The sequence below is a fragment of the Sulfitobacter sp. SK012 genome (genome assembly GCF_003352085.1).
Lineage (GTDB): Bacteria > Pseudomonadota > Alphaproteobacteria > Rhodobacterales > Rhodobacteraceae > Sulfitobacter.
Genome location: NZ_CP025804.1, coordinates 3,578,787 through 3,592,718, shown reverse-complemented (window position 1 = coordinate 3,592,718; position 13,932 = coordinate 3,578,787). Strand labels below are relative to the sequence as shown.

The window sequence follows — 13,932 nt, the reverse complement described above, 5'->3', positions numbered from 1 at the left end:
ACCCAGTTTGAGAAGAAACTTTCCATTTTGCGTGTCGACGCTGCATTTGATCAGGATCAATGCGGTTTTCACCCAATGCGTTACGCTAATCACATGCAGAAAGAGGCAGATCACACATGAAGCTCTTTTTACTTTTAGTTCTGTTTTTTACTTTAGGACTTTCGCTGGAAACCTTAGGTGCAGGAGAAACGCTATTCATCGAAAACTGCGTCTCTTGCCATGGTGTTGCAGGACATGGGGACGGCCCTCTTGCAGCAGATTTGGATACACCACCAGCAGACCTGACACAAATTTCCAAACGCCGCGGCGGTATTTGGCCAATGCTTGAGATCATGTCAATCCTAGATGGCTATTCCCGAAATACACTCCCGCGTGAGGATATGCCGATCTTCGAAGGCTTTCTGGACAATGATATGGTCGAGTTCGATACGGGAAACGGAGTGAAGACCCTAGTGCCCTCCAAATTGGTTGCAATGGCCGACTATCTCGAAACCCTGCAAGACCCCGCACCGGAGGCTTATGTGCCATGAGCTCGATGTCAAATATGTCAAAACCAGTGTGTTTCGACAAAACTACTCGCGTATAACAGGCATTGGCACCTGCCGCAGCTAAAGTCTGCTGTGCGCCCTGAGTGATCAGTGCCGCAGCATACACAATCCGATGTTAATGGGGGGATCCGACGTTCCTTAAATTGCTGGCACAGCGGGATCAGAGCGGACTTTGCCGAACGAGGCTTCATGATGTTAGTCGTTCCTTGTCCCCGAATTGGTCTCCGCATATCAAGGGTCGGTGATCGGCAGAAATCAAACGGAGTTCGTCCATGAAAAACCCCATATTGATCTCTGCACTTGTGATCACTGGCACCGTTGCAGCGTGGGGTATTCTGGATGCTGACGGGCTGGCTGGATTTGCAGCACGACTGGTCCACATCCAGTTCACAAGTCGCGCATGGTTCATCATGTTGACTGTAACATTCATGTTGGTCGTCAGCGTCTGGTTGGCCTTTTCACGCTATGGAACAATAAAGCTCGGCAAGGATGACGATGAGCCGGAGTTTTCGACCCTGTCCTGGCTCACAATGTTGTTCTCTGCCGGTATGGGGGTGGGCCTTTTGTATTGGGGGGCGGCCGAACCCCTGACGCACTATAAGATCCTTGTTGAAGGTGGAGCAGGCCCGCGAGAGGCAGCCAATCAGGCGCTGTTTGTCACCAACTTCCACTGGGGCTTGCACGCTTAAGCAATTTACGCCCTCACGGGGCTGATCATCGCCTACTTTGGGTTCCGGCTTGATTGCCCGAGTTTGATCAGCGCGCCAATCGTCAAGGTCTTTGGGACGGGCAGAGTACCGAAAACTGTCGGCTGGCTCACTGATCTTCTGGCCATTGTTGCCGTTGCCATTGGTCTTGGTGGCTCAATCGCTATGGGCGTTTTCCAGATTAAGGACGGTGTCGATGCGTGGCTTGGTCTCGAGGGCACAGGACTAAGTCTTACACTGTTCATTTTCTTTCTTTTGGTTGTTGCTTATATCTTGCCTCTGACCGTTGATTTGTCGCGCGGAATGGCAATGCTGTCCAATACAGCAATGGCGATTGCAGGCGGCTTGATGGTATTCATCCTTCTGGCGGGTCCAACACATTACATAATGGGCGGCGTAACCGAGGCTGCTGGGCAATACCTCTGGAATGCATTCGTGCACGGCTTCCGAACTTTCACCTTTATGGACGAAAAGGCAGAAAATTGGTTTCAAGCCTGGACGCTGACTTACATGGTGTGGTGGCTGGCCTGGGCCCCATTCGTTGGGGTGTTCATTGCGCGGATATCCAAAGGTCGTACCATCAAAGAGTTCATTTTGGGTGTTATCCTCGGGCCATCTTTATTTTCAGTTTTGTGGTTTGGTATTTTTGGGAGCATGGGCTTTCACACAGCCTTGAACACAGACCTGCCGATCCTCGATCTGGTTGAAAACAACGCCAGCGCCATCACTTTTTACGTGCTCGACAACTTACCTGTGCCATCAATCACAATCTTCGCAGTGATCGCTGCTGCCTTTCTCTTCGTTATCACAAGTGTTGTAAGTGCCGCCTTTGTCCTGGGGATGTTTTCCAGCAATGGAGATCTCAATCCATCGGTCCGCATTAAGTTGATTTGGGGCGGCATACTGGGTGCACTGGGTTTGGTCATGATCTTATCTGGCAGTATTGATGCTATAAAATCCATCATCGCCCTAGGTGCTCTTCCCTTTGTTTTTGTGGTACTTCTGTTGGTCGTCTGTCTGTTGAAAGCCCTCAAAGCCGAGAGTGTGAATGAAAAATGAGCAATCTAATCGATACGATATTGAACATCGAAATCTTCCTCTTCATCGGGCTGCTGGTTTGGCTATATTTTAAGCCCGAGAATTCGGATGAAGAGTAGAAACCTCAACTAGCACTGAAGCAGGCCAGGAACTCTTAGTCAGACGAAATACTGGATGATACCGGCATAGGCCAAATCGATAAAGAACGCTGAAACCAGCGGTGAAAAGATAATCAGCTTCGGGGCTGACCTAGAGCGTCGACACCGATCCTCAATATCCATCATTTTGACCTTCACGCTCAAGGAAAAGTCATGGTGGCGGGACAAACAATGTTGAAGATTGTTAGTTTACGCGGGGTTGGTCTCTAAAAAACGACGGATTGTCAGCCGGGTTTTATGTCACAAGCGCTTGAAACGCTGCCCACTTTGAGTTTGGCCCGCGCAACAGAAATTTGTTTCAAAGATATGGCCGTGCGATCCTCGAACTTCCGCAATGTGGATGCTGCAAAGTAACGAATAAATTCGATACAATCGGCTGCGTGGGGTCGAAAGCGGAGGTTCCTAATATTGCTTTGTTTGGCAGCTTTGTTCGCATAGCGGACACTCTCACAGTGCAGTAAATATGCCGAATACGCGCAATTTTCTATTCATACCTGTCCGTTGCATGATCCAGCCCACCAACTCCGGCGTCGACCTTCACGTCACCTTCTGCTTGAAAACGGTTTATGTTGTGCTGCAGAATTGATTGATCTCAATCCACCGGCTGAAAGTTGTGGGTAACAGTGACCTTGCCGAATGAAACAAACCGGGAGCCGATAGTGGCAACTCAAAAACCTCAAGCGGACGTCTTTGAAATGACTGATGCCCGCTGGCAGGCGTTGAATAAATCAGGAGATGCACACAAACATCGCTACGGGCATGCGGCAATCGTGTCGGGTCCGGTCGGACAAGGTGGCGCTGCAAGATTGGCAGCGAGGGGTGCGATACGCATCGGGGCTGGCGTGGTCAGCGTTGTCTGCGACCAAGACGCAGTTGCCGAACATGCAGGCCAACTGAATGCCATAATGGTCAAACCCTACTCCGCAAACACCAACTTTCAGGAGCATTTAGCTGCGATCAAGCCGCAGGCAATCTGTATCGGGCCTAACTTAGGTTTGAACATCGCCAGCAAAAAACTACTCGCAGATGTTCTGACCCTAGGGCTTCCGACATGCCTTGATGCAGATGCTATAACACTGCTCGCTGACAAGTCGGCAAGCTTGCCAAACATCTCAAATCCACAAAGCGTTTTGACACCTCACGAGGGCGAATTGCGCCGCTTCATCCCTGAAATGTTTGCAGCAACGTCCTGCCGTGTATCTCTCGCGCAAGAGGCTGCCAGAAAGGTGGGTTGTACAGTTTTATTTAAAGGACCCGAAACAGTCATCGCAGCGCCAGATCGCATGCCCATGATTGTCTCTTCAAAGCCGTTTCGTAACACAAGTTGGCTTGCAACCGCAGGGTCAGGGGACGTGTTGGCAGGTTTTGTGACCGGTCTTCTTGCACGAGGGTTTGACGGCTTCGAAGCGGCGGCGATCGCAGCAGATCTGCATTTTCGCTGCGCAGATGCATTCGGTCCCGGTCTAGTCGCTGAAGATATCCCGGAAATACTACCACGCGTTTTCCGTTGATTAAGACCAGCTAGGCGCAAATTATCCGAACCAAAAGCCTCCTAGCGACAAACCAAGTGCTTGGTAAACAGCTCGTGGATGCTGATAAAGAGCGACTTCGAAGCCTACAGATGCGAGATGCAAAATTACTTTTGGCACCTCGAGGCAGAGCGCATTTGAGCTTTTGTAGAAGCTCAGGAAGTCTCGTGTGAATCGGGTGCTCTTGGGTAACATCGGTGTGCAAGGAGGCGCAGTCCTATGAAGGTACTGGGCCTGCAAACGTAACTTCCACCCACGTGCGAGAGGTTTGCTTCATAGCCCGCCGACTGGAGCCGGAATTCATAGTCCCGATGGAGCCCAAGCCAATCATGCGTTATCATTCAAATGAACCACTCAGGTGGAGCTGATCAGCACCTCATTTGAAGGAAGCTCAAGCCGTTGGACATTCATTGCGTTTTGAACGCAATTAACTGCAAGAACGAATGAACTGCCCTTTTCCAACATTGGATGAAGACGCGCAGGAAGTGCAGCCCCTTCTTGTCGGCCCTTATTGCCGGACTCCCTATAGTGCACCATCGTTCTTTAACATTTCCGCCATGAGCTATGGCGCATTGTCGGCACCAGCCGTGCGAGCCCTGTCCAAAGGTGCTAAACTAGCTGGATGCTGGATGAACACCGGGGAAGGGGGGCTGTCGCCCCATCACCTTGAGGGAGGCGCCGACGTCGTTTTCCAAATCGGTACAGCAAAGTACGGCGTGCGCGACGAGGCTGGCGACCTGTCAGATACCAAACTCAAAGAAGTTGCGGCGCATGAGCAAGTGCGCATGTTTGAACTAAAAATGAGCCAGGGTGCCAAGCCAGGTAAAGGCGGCATTCTGCCCGGTGCAAAGGTTACTCCAGAAATTGCTGCTATCCGTGGCATTCCGGAGGGCCAAGACTCTATCTCGCCCAACCGTCACCCCGAAGTGAACGATGCCGCCTCATTGCTTGATATGATAAATCATGTGCGCGACGTGACTGGCAAACCGGTTGGTTTTAAGGCCGTGGTCGGAAGTTATGGTTGGCTGTCCACCTTGGCGCAAGAAATTCACCGCCGTGGGATTGAATCTGCGCCAGACTTTATCACCATCGACAGTGGCGATGGTGGCACAGGTGCTGCACCCATGCCGTTGATGGACAACGTTGGATTGGTGATCAAGGAATCCCTGCCGCTCGTCGTTGATATCCTGACAGAACACGGCTTGCGCGACCGGATTAAAGTCATCGCTTCTGGTAAACTTGTGACACCATCGGAGGTCGCTTGGGCGCTGGCAGCAGGTGCTGATTTCATTAACTCAGCCCGTGGGTTCATGTTTTCTTTGGGCTGCATTCAAGCCCTCAAATGCAACAAGAACACCTGCCCAACAGGCATAACGACCCACAACAAGCGTCTACAAAAGGGTCTCAATCCAGAGAGAAAGTCAGTCAAAGTTGCCAACTTTTGCAAAAATGTAATCCACGAGGTCGAGGTGATTTCACATTCCTGCGGGGTTGGGCGCCCGCGTCTTCTCGAGCGTAAACATGTTCGTATCATGCAGTCGAATGGTACTTCAGTGGCGATGGATGAACGATATCCCTACAAAGAAATCCTGCCAGAATACTTGCCGCTGACGGCCGGAGAATAAAGGATAGTAAGGAACCTAACGAATTCAAAGGCAGAGGCCGTGAAGGCATCCGGTTTTTTGCGTCTAAGGACAAGAAGCAGAAGGCGATGGCGGAGTTATTGCCATCTCGGATTAGGAATACCTCGATGTGCCGAGCGCCAGAGCTTTCTGCGTGCGAAACCATGCCGTAGAGGACTGTTGGGGATGTTTGTGCCCCTTTGAAACGCTGCATTTTGTGTGGGAATACTAGCGCAGAGTTAGGCGTCTAGTTTCGTGCACTAGTGGTTGGTGTGCATCTTGAACGCTCCAGCTCCAGAAGCGTCCATAGATAAGTGATAGCTTTGTCGTAGAGATGATCGTTAGGCCCACAGGACACGATGCGCTGCAGCCAGAAAAGCGGCCAATAGTTGCGCGCGCAGCGGATTTCATGATCCTATGAACGAGTCGCGGCAAACAAAATAGCCGTTTGCGCATTGCACAAAAAAGTAATCGTCGGGCTACCGGCGTCGAAAAGCCGAAACAAAAGGCCCAAGGCAGGCAATCGTACTTCGAAGCTCACCTTCGAACTTTGGTATAGTATCTATGCTATCCTTGATCCTTGACTGATAGTGGATGTGCATACATGGCATTATTTCATCAGCCATTTTCCCAAGCGTATACCTAGGTAGAAATGCGAGTTTAACACCAGGAAAAAGCTTAAAAAGCCCCAGCACCGGCCTTTTGCACTCCATGCAAGTGCCGCTATCAAGAGCGAGCGATTTCTTGTGTTTTCTAAAAGTAATGGGCCGTGTGTTCGACGGGTGGATCGTACGAGCATCGGTTATTGATACATCGGCGTAAGGCTGTCCGTAGACTTCCTGACAAATCGTACAATGGCAAAACAGGCGCTTTGTTGGCAGTCGAGAAAGTTCGACCCTGCATAGTCCGCATTCACAAGCTGCTGTAATCGCCATCTTCTCAACCCCGCCACTTGTTTAGCCTGGTCCGATACTAGGATCGGGGCCGATAAAGTCGCAAATGCTAAATATCGTTATGGCGGATATTGGGTCGGGAAACCTTTTTTGAAGGAAGAGACTGGTTCGTTCCCGGCATTTGTCTCAGCCGAATTGGCGCACCCTTGATGGTGGCTTCTTGTCTATCGCAATTTAAGTTTGCTGTGCGCGGCAAATTGCAAACAAGCTGGCCCGCGAGCTTATACCCAGTTTGCTGTAGGCGCGTTTGCGGTAGGTTACGACGGTCGAGGGTGCGACGCCAATTTCAGCAGCGATCAGTTCTGCCTTTTGGCCTGCCAAGATGCCCAAGCAAGTGGCGCGTTCCCGTTTGCTTAGAACATCCAATACCGTGGGCGTGCCGGATTGAGTCTGGCGTTCAAAATGCAGCAACGCAAGCCGACCCGCTAAACTGGAAAGAGTCGGATCGGGCTGCGAAGTGGCGGTGCTCATTTGATATAGACTTACAAACAGCCTGAGGTCACCGGAGACACACAGCAAGGTCGTTTTGGCCAAAAGGCCAGGCGCATCAAAAAGCGCATGGCGGTAGTCAGCGTCCAATTCCGTGGCTATTTCGCTGAGGCGGCGCAGCGTTACCGTGCCCGAATGGGCTGCCAATAACTCAGGCAACAGTGGGTCGCGCTTGTACCAGCCATCCAGATACATTGATGCCAGTTTGTCCGCCAAAGCAGTTTGGCTGAAATGGCGCGACATAAGGCAGGATGCTTGGCTTTCGCCGATGGAAAACACCATGATCTGATCGATGCCGAGTGTTTCAACAAAGTCGCAAAACATCTCCGCGAAGGCGTCAGTTCCCAAACGCGCCAGGCAATGGGCGATGTGGTGTGCAGTCGATATTATGCCGATATCATGCCGATATCATGCCGATATCATACCATGTCCCCCGCAAAAGGGGACAGACGCTTCTGACTTAACCCCATACCCTGCCGGTAAATATTTGGAGGATGCCATGAGGCCTAAGGGACGCAACGAGACGGATTCTCTCTATTTTACCTACCCGTATTTTGATGCGCCGTCGAATCGCGATCACCTATCAGACCCCGTTTCAGTTGCCATTGTGGGCGCTGGTCCCATTGGCATGACAGCGGCTCTTGGCCTCGCGCGCGACGGGGTGGCGTCGGTTCTCTTCGACGCAAAGCTTACATTTAATGACGGCAGCCGTGCAATTTGCGTAGCTCGCTCAAGCCTGAATATTTTTGAACGCATTGGCGCTGTTGCCCCGTTTTTGGAAAAGTCGTCGGGATGGACAACCGGGCGGAGCTTTTACCGAGGTCAGCAAACTCTTGAATTCGAAATGCCCGATAGTGATCAAGAAAAATACCGACCGATGTACAATCTGCAACAGCAATATATTGAACAGTTTCTATGGGATGCCGTTGAGAAGGAACCCCTTATCGAGGCACGTTGGCAAAGCAAGGTCACGGGCGTTGAGGATACCCCAAATGCCGTGCGGCTTGAGGTGGAGGACGCTCATGACTGCTATACGATTGCGGCAAATTTTGTGTTGGCCGCCGACGGTGCAAGAAGCCAAATGCGCAAGATGCGTGGGCTGCGTCTGAAGGGCGATAATTACGAGCGGCGCTATGTGATTGCGGATGTGCAGATGCCGCTTGGTTACCCGACGATCCGCCGTGCTTTGTTTGATCCTGATTGCAGACGCGGTGCGACAATCCTTATCCATAAACAGCCGAGCAATATCTGGCGGATCGACTATCAATTGGCCGATACAGATGATGAGGCAGATGCGATGAAGGAGAGCACGGTGCGTGCCTCTGTCAGCGCGGTTTTGAACGAGATCGGCTATGATGGTGATTGGGAGTTGGAGTGGTGGAGCACCTATTCTGCCAACACCCTTGCGCTTGATGACTACCGCGACGGACAGGTCTTCTTTGTAGGAGATAGTGCGCATATCGTTCCGATTTTCGGCGTGCGTGGGCTGAATAACGGCTTGGCTGACGCACATAACATCGCGTGGAAGCTGGCTTGGGTCACGCAAGGTAAAGCAAGTCCTGCGCTACTTGATAGCTATACTCCCGAACGGCGCGGTGCCACGTTGGATGTGTTTGCCAACGCCACAAAATCCGCTCGGTTCATGACACCGCCCACACGCGGTTGGGCGTTAATGCGTGATGCGGCCTTGAACCTCGCGCTCAGCCATCCGTTTGCCGGGCAGCTCGCCAATCCGCGGCAGATGACGCCGTACACCTATGCAGACAGCCCGGTTGTTATCGCCGATGATACGACGTTCACCGGTGGTGCGCCATCGGGGGCAGCGTTGCCAGAAGCGCGCGTGGGCGATGGGTATCTGTCGGACCTGCTGGGAAAAGGTTTCTCGTTAATTGTGTTCGGGGAGGGGCTTGCGCAAAACTTGGACATTCCTGGTCTGAATCATTGTTGTTGAGGCCGGGTCTGACGCTGGGAACCTGCTGCACGGCGGTCCGTTGAGCGCCTATCTTATACGTCCTGATCTGCACATAGCCGCTCGCAGGTACGAGGCTACGCCCGCCACCAATATGCTTGGAATGAAACATGCAATTGCAGGAGCAGAACTATGAGCCCGACCGATGTAGAGCGCGTATATGATGCCCTTGCAGAAGCTCTTGATATGGTTGGTGCAGAAAAATCTAAGCTGTTTCTCGCCAAGCTTGCCCTGCTGCTTCCGAAGGAACTCGATGATGTTGAGCGCGTTCTCAGTCTCATCAACATGGCAAGCATCAATCTCGATGCTTCAAACTGAAATGAATGTAATCTCTATCTGATTTAGGAGTAGGCTCCATGTCGTCATCTGCGGATGCTGAAAGAATGCCAACTTGCAGTATTGGGCAATGGTCTGCTTCTATTTGTACTGTGGGCATTGTGGTCAGTCTGCATATCGAAATCTTGCTTTGGGCTGAGAGCAGTCATTGCTTGCAAAGTGGCGAACGGCCGCTCCGTCCGCAACCCGGTCATAGTCCCTCTCGAGCTTGCTACGGATTGCACCTCCTTCCGCTTTTCTCGCCATGCAGCGGGCCGTCTTTGCTACAATACGGCCCCAATTTGCCAAGGCACAAATTCGACGCCACCAAAACCGAGATCCTCGCTTTTTGTCGCTCTCCCGCTTGCGACATCGATGAGCGTTTCAAATATCTCTGCGCCCTTTGCAGCAAGAGCAACACCTTCGACGATATCACCGCAGTTGATATCGATATCCTCGCCCATGCGCGCATAAAGATCGGAGTTTGATGACAGCTTAATGCAAGGTGCGGGTTTGTACCCCGAAACAGAACCGCGACCCGTGGTGAACGCGATTAAATTGGCACCAGATGCAACTTGCCCAGTGACAGAGCAGGGGTCGTAGCCGGGACTGTCCATAAAGACGAAACCCTTGGACGTAATCGGCGCGGCGTAATCAAACACACCGGACAGCGGTGCTTGCCCGCCCTTTGCGACAGCACCCAGTGACTTTTCAAGGATCGTGGTCAAGCCGCCCCGTCTGTTGCCGGGGCTGGGGTTGTTATCCATTTTTGCACCATGCAGCGCACAGTATTCTTCCCACCAAGTGATCTTATCCAAAATCGCCTGCCCAATATCAGCGGAGACAGCACGGCGAGTCAAAAGGTGCTCAGCACCGTAAATCTCGGACGTTTCGGACAGGATTGATGTCCCTCCATGCTGGACCAACAAGTCAGAGGCGACACCCAAGGCCGGATTCGCAGTAAAGCCGGAATATCCATCCGACCCACCACATTGCATGCCCAACACAAGCTCAGACACGGACGCAGGGCTGCGGCTTGCTTGGTTTGCAAAAACGGCAAGTGATGCAATGTGGGTGAGACCGGCTTCGATTGTGCGCCGTGTGCCGCCCATCTGCTGGATCGTCATATAGCGCAAGCAGCCATCAGCGGTGATTTTACGGTCGCCAACAAGGTCCGCGAGCTGAAGCACCTCGCAGCCGAGCCCAACCAAAAGGATCGCTCCGAAATTTGGGTTTCGTGCGTATCCCGCCAGCGTGCGCAGCAAAATATCGTATCCGTCGCCGCGATTGGCCATGCCGCAACCACTGCCATGCACGATCGGCACAATGCCATCGACATTGGGATAGGCGTCCAACAAGCCGGATTTGTCCGCAGCTTCCGCGATGAAACGTGCGACAGAGCCAGAGCAATTCACGGACGTCAAAACGCCGATGTAATTGCGCGTGCCAACGCGACCATCTTCCCTGTGATACCCTTGGAACGTCCGAGATCGATCTGGTGCAGGCAGTGGATTGGCCGCTGATGCAAACGCATAGTCTTTGGTATGGTCGCTCATGCTCATGTTGTGGTCATGCACATGCGAGCCAGCCGGAACAAAGCAATCCGCTTTGCCAATGATTTGGCCATAGCGCAGTACATGTGAGCCAGCTGCGATATCGACTGTCGCCACTTTATGTGAACGTGGGATTGGCGTTGTCGCTATGTCCTCACCCACTTCCAAAGCGGTCAACGCAATGGCCACATTGTCGATCTCGTTCAAACGCAGCGTCTTGGCCTCAGCGCCCTCAGTCATTTAGTTGCACAATCGCTTTGATCAGACCCGCACGGTCCGAGGCCAGCTTGCTGAAAGCAGTCGTCAAGTCATCGAGAGACAGGACATTGGAGCATAGCGCATCCGCATCAATCAGATTGTCCCGGAAGGCCGACATGACCCAATCAAAATCAGCCTTAAGTGCGTTGCGGCTGCCGATCAGGCGCATTTCACGTTTGTGGAACTCAGGGTCGTTGAACGTGATGTCATCTTTGACGACACTGACCAAAACATAAGAACCGCCATGACCAACCGCAGGAAAGCCCGCCTCAATAGCGCCGCCATGACCCGTCGCATCAAACAACACGTCAAAGCCTTCGCCGCCCACGGAGGAGAGGGCAGCCTCTAAACTGGTGTGCCCACTGTCCAAGCCAAACTTATCGGCTGCCATCGTCAAACGTTCAGTGCTGAGGTCAAGTAGAGTGACATGAGCACCCTCTAGGCGCGCGAAAAGCGCGGCACCGATGCCAATTGGACCAACACCGGTCACGAGAACCGTGTCGCCCGTGGAGACCCCGGAACGACGCACAGCATGTGCACCAATGGCCAGAAACTCGACCATTGCAGCTTGTAAGGGGGTCAGCCCATCTGCCGGGTAGAGGTTTTGCGCAGGGACGGCCAGTTGCGGGACAAGTCCGCCATCCCGGTGGACACCAAGCACCTCGATTTTCGAGCAACAATTGGGCTTACCACGTTTGCAGGCGCGGCATTTCCCGCAAGACAGATACGGATTTACGACCACGAGGTCGCCTGCAGACCAGCCGCCTTCGTCTTTTGTCACCCGGCCGCTCAATTCGTGGCCGATAACACGGGGGTACTCGAGAAATGGGTGCTTACCCTCTAAAATATGATAGTCGGTCCCACACAGACCAACAGCGCAGATGTCGATCAAGACCCAGCCTTCGGGAATATCGGTGATGACAGGACGGTCCTGCACAACAAAGGTTCCTGGTTCAACGACGACTCCGGCCAGCATTGTATCGGTGCTCATGCGCCTTGCCCTCGTGGCGTCCAATCATCGGGCAAAGTGCCCTTGATGATCAGGCTCAGGATATCGTCTTTGTTCACGTCTTCGATGCGGAACGCGCCAACGTTGCGGCCTTTGTTCATGACAATCACACGGTCGCAGAGATCAAAGACGTCATGCATGTCGTGACTAATCAGGAAAATTCCAATGCCTTCGTTCTTCAAGCGGATTGTCAAATCGGCAACCATCGCTGTCTCCGACGGGCCAAGTGCCGCTGTCGGCTCATCCATGATCAGAACCTTCGCCTGAAAATAGATCGCGCGGGCAATCGCGATAACCTGTCGTTGACCACCCGACAACTTTGATACGGGATCTCTGAGGTTTTTAAAATTCGGATTGAGCTGGTGCAGCGCATCCTTGGTCTCAGCATACATGCGCGCTTCATCAAGGTTGCCAAAGCGAGTCTTCAATTCACGACCCAAAAAGAGATTTGCGGCTGCGTCCAGATGGTTGGCCAATGCCAATGTCTGGTAAATCGTCTCGATTCCATATTTCTTGGCATCTTGCGGTGATTTGAAATCAACCTTCTCACCGTCTACATTTATTTGACCACCACTGAGCGTCATCGCGCCAGACAGCATGCGCATCAGGCAGGATTTTCCCGCACCATTGTGGCCAAGTACGCCTACGACTTCGCCCGGGTATAGATCAACGGACACACCTTGTACGGCGTGGACACCACCAAATTGCTTGTCGATATCTGACATTTGAATCAGGGGCGTGTTTGGAAGGGCTGTGTCCAACATTTGAAATCCTATGAGAGTAAAGTTGGGTCGGCACACACAAGCGCGCCGACCCATGCACAATTAGTAAAGTACGTTTTGTGCTGCGGGAGTATCGATGTTCTCCTGGGTGACCATGACGACACCTGTATCGATGAAGTCAGTGATTTCATTGCCTGCCAGAATGTCAGCAATTGCATTCACGCCAAGTTCACCCATCTGGAAGGAGCCCTGAACTGCAGTCGCCAGCAATGTGCCGCTCTTAACCATGTCCTGCAGGTCAGCGTTGCCGTCAAAACCGATTGCTGTCAGCTGACCGGCTTTGCCAGCCTGCTCAATCGCACGACCCATGCCGATAGCAGTTGGCTCGTTAGCACCAAAGATGCCGATAAGATCGCCGTTCGCGGCCAAGATATCTGTTGTCTGGTTCAGCGCTGTCGCCATTTGGGACTGCGAATAGAACGGGCCAACAACTTCAATCTCGGAGTTTTCGCCAAGATATTCGACAAAGCAGCCGACGCGGCCAATCTCGGATCCAACACCAGCAACGTAAGACATCACGGCGACTTTGCCTTCACTGCCTGCGTTGTCGATCATCATCTGTGCGGCTTGCTGGCCTGCGGCGCAATTATCCGTGGACAAGAATGACTGGTAGTACTGGTCGCTGCCTTCAGCCAGGCCACTGTCGATGATCGTGACAGGAATGCCGGATTCAAACGCACGGCGCACGACAGGTGCCAGTGCTTCTGGATCGGAAGGGGCCAGCACGATGCCTGCAACGCCACGGTTGATGGCATTTTCGACCAAGGCAACCTGATCTGCGATTGCAGATTCAGAAGCTGGGCCGTTGAACGTCATTGTGTGTTCGCTGTGGGCCTCGATTGCCGCTGTCGCGCCTTTGTTTACGTTCTGCCAGAAGCTGGAGTTCGTCGTTTTGACGATCACCGCGATTTCGCCTGCGGACGCAACGGAAGCTGCGGTAGCAAGAACGCCCGTGACGAGGGCTGTTGTCAGTAATTTCTTCATGGTTTCCTCCCTTTGAAG

12 protein-coding genes and 1 pseudogene are annotated in these 13,932 nt (G+C 52.6%); 6 read left to right on the top strand and 7 right to left on the bottom strand.

The window, feature by feature from the left end; all coding sequences use genetic code 11:
• Nucleotides 1–116 precede the first annotated feature (116 nt).
• Nucleotides 117–530, top strand: coding sequence for a c-type cytochrome (locus tag C1J03_RS17500; RefSeq protein ID WP_114887754.1), 414 nt, complete (start codon nt 117–119; stop codon nt 528–530).
• Between the two features lie 290 nt (nt 531–820).
• Nucleotides 821–2,314: pseudogene (locus tag C1J03_RS17495) on the top strand (BCCT family transporter).
• 137 nt (nt 2,315–2,451) lie between these two features.
• Here C1J03_RS17495 and C1J03_RS25985 read toward each other — a convergent pair.
• The gene (locus tag C1J03_RS25985; protein ID WP_302661606.1) at nt 2,452–2,577 is read right to left on the bottom strand and encodes a hypothetical protein; all 126 of its coding nucleotides are present in this window, start codon (nt 2,575–2,577) and stop codon (nt 2,452–2,454) included.
• Between the two features lie 533 nt (nt 2,578–3,110).
• Here C1J03_RS25985 and C1J03_RS17490 point away from each other — a divergent pair.
• Complete coding sequence (locus C1J03_RS17490) at nt 3,111–3,962, top strand: NAD(P)H-hydrate dehydratase (protein WP_114887753.1); 852 nt, start codon at nt 3,111–3,113, stop codon at nt 3,960–3,962.
• Nucleotides 3,963–4,423: 461 nt separating this feature from the next.
• Nucleotides 4,424–5,605 carry an FMN-binding glutamate synthase family protein gene (locus C1J03_RS17485; protein WP_114887752.1) on the top strand — a complete coding sequence of 394 codons (1,182 nt, stop codon included), beginning with the start codon at nt 4,424–4,426 and terminating at the stop codon, nt 5,603–5,605.
• 476 nt (nt 5,606–6,081) lie between these two features.
• Here C1J03_RS17485 and C1J03_RS26120 read toward each other — a convergent pair whose 3' ends face one another.
• Together C1J03_RS26120 and C1J03_RS17475 are read right to left on the bottom strand one after the other, a co-directional pair.
• Nucleotides 6,082–6,537 carry a GFA family protein gene (locus C1J03_RS26120; RefSeq protein ID WP_114887751.1) on the bottom strand — a complete coding sequence of 152 codons (456 nt, stop codon included), beginning with the start codon at nt 6,535–6,537 and terminating at the stop codon, nt 6,082–6,084.
• A 192-nt stretch (nt 6,538–6,729) separates the two neighbouring features.
• A complete protein-coding gene (locus C1J03_RS17475; protein WP_114887750.1) occupies nt 6,730–7,368 on the bottom strand; it encodes a helix-turn-helix transcriptional regulator in 639 nt (212 codons plus the stop codon).
• Between the two features lie 175 nt (nt 7,369–7,543).
• Between C1J03_RS17475 and C1J03_RS17470 the strand changes: the two genes are divergently transcribed.
• Nucleotides 7,544–8,995, top strand: a complete 1,452-nt coding sequence (locus C1J03_RS17470; protein ID WP_114887749.1) for an FAD-dependent monooxygenase — start codon at nt 7,544–7,546, stop codon at nt 8,993–8,995.
• Nucleotides 8,996–9,145: 150 nt separating this feature from the next.
• Complete coding sequence (locus C1J03_RS17465; RefSeq protein ID WP_114887748.1) at nt 9,146–9,331, top strand: DUF2783 domain-containing protein; 186 nt, start codon at nt 9,146–9,148, stop codon at nt 9,329–9,331.
• Between the two features lie 281 nt (nt 9,332–9,612).
• On the opposite strand, the gene C1J03_RS17460 is transcribed toward C1J03_RS17465, so the two are convergent.
• Genes C1J03_RS17460 through C1J03_RS17445 form a run of 4 tightly spaced genes read right to left on the bottom strand, consistent with a single transcriptional unit; the run spans nt 9,613 to nt 13,914 of the window.
• On the bottom strand, nt 9,613–11,121 hold the full coding sequence (locus tag C1J03_RS17460; protein ID WP_114887747.1) for a UxaA family hydrolase: 1,509 nt from the start codon (nt 11,119–11,121) through the stop codon (nt 9,613–9,615).
• A complete protein-coding gene (locus C1J03_RS17455; protein WP_254694083.1) occupies nt 11,114–12,130 on the bottom strand; it encodes a zinc-binding alcohol dehydrogenase family protein in 1,017 nt (338 codons plus the stop codon). The genes C1J03_RS17460 and C1J03_RS17455 overlap by 8 nt, the downstream gene beginning before the upstream one ends.
• Nucleotides 12,127–12,912 carry an ATP-binding cassette domain-containing protein gene (locus C1J03_RS17450; RefSeq protein ID WP_114887746.1) on the bottom strand — a complete coding sequence of 262 codons (786 nt, stop codon included), beginning with the start codon at nt 12,910–12,912 and terminating at the stop codon, nt 12,127–12,129. Before C1J03_RS17450 ends, C1J03_RS17455 begins: the two co-directional genes overlap by 4 nt.
• Nucleotides 12,913–12,972: 60 nt before the next feature.
• Complete coding sequence (locus tag C1J03_RS17445) at nt 12,973–13,914, bottom strand: ABC transporter substrate-binding protein (protein ID WP_114887745.1); 942 nt, start codon at nt 13,912–13,914, stop codon at nt 12,973–12,975.
• Nucleotides 13,915–13,932 lie beyond the last annotated feature (18 nt).

Excerpts from the sequence above, each read along its gene's own strand:
- C1J03_RS25985 (WP_302661606.1), bottom strand. The coding sequence starts at position 2,577 with ATGATGGATATTGAGGATCGGTGTCGACGCTCTAGGTCAGCCCCGAAG.
- C1J03_RS17470 (WP_114887749.1), top strand. The coding sequence starts at position 7,544 with ATGAGGCCTAAGGGACGCAACGAGACGGATTCTCTCTATTTTACCTAC.
- C1J03_RS26120 (WP_114887751.1), bottom strand. The coding sequence starts at position 6,537 with ATGGCGATTACAGCAGCTTGTGAATGCGGACTATGCAGGGTCGAACTT.
- C1J03_RS17465 (WP_114887748.1), top strand. The coding sequence starts at position 9,146 with ATGAGCCCGACCGATGTAGAGCGCGTATATGATGCCCTTGCAGAAGCT.
- C1J03_RS17445 (WP_114887745.1), bottom strand. The coding sequence starts at position 13,914 with ATGAAGAAATTACTGACAACAGCCCTCGTCACGGGCGTTCTTGCTACC.
- C1J03_RS17500 (WP_114887754.1), top strand. The coding sequence starts at position 117 with ATGAAGCTCTTTTTACTTTTAGTTCTGTTTTTTACTTTAGGACTTTCG.
- C1J03_RS17450 (WP_114887746.1), bottom strand. The coding sequence starts at position 12,912 with ATGTTGGACACAGCCCTTCCAAACACGCCCCTGATTCAAATGTCAGAT.
- C1J03_RS17455 (WP_254694083.1), bottom strand. The coding sequence starts at position 12,130 with ATGAGCACCGATACAATGCTGGCCGGAGTCGTCGTTGAACCAGGAACC.
- C1J03_RS17485 (WP_114887752.1), top strand. The coding sequence starts at position 4,424 with ATGAACTGCCCTTTTCCAACATTGGATGAAGACGCGCAGGAAGTGCAG.
- C1J03_RS17460 (WP_114887747.1), bottom strand. The coding sequence starts at position 11,121 with ATGACTGAGGGCGCTGAGGCCAAGACGCTGCGTTTGAACGAGATCGAC.
- C1J03_RS17475 (WP_114887750.1), bottom strand. The coding sequence starts at position 7,368 with ATGTTTTGCGACTTTGTTGAAACACTCGGCATCGATCAGATCATGGTG.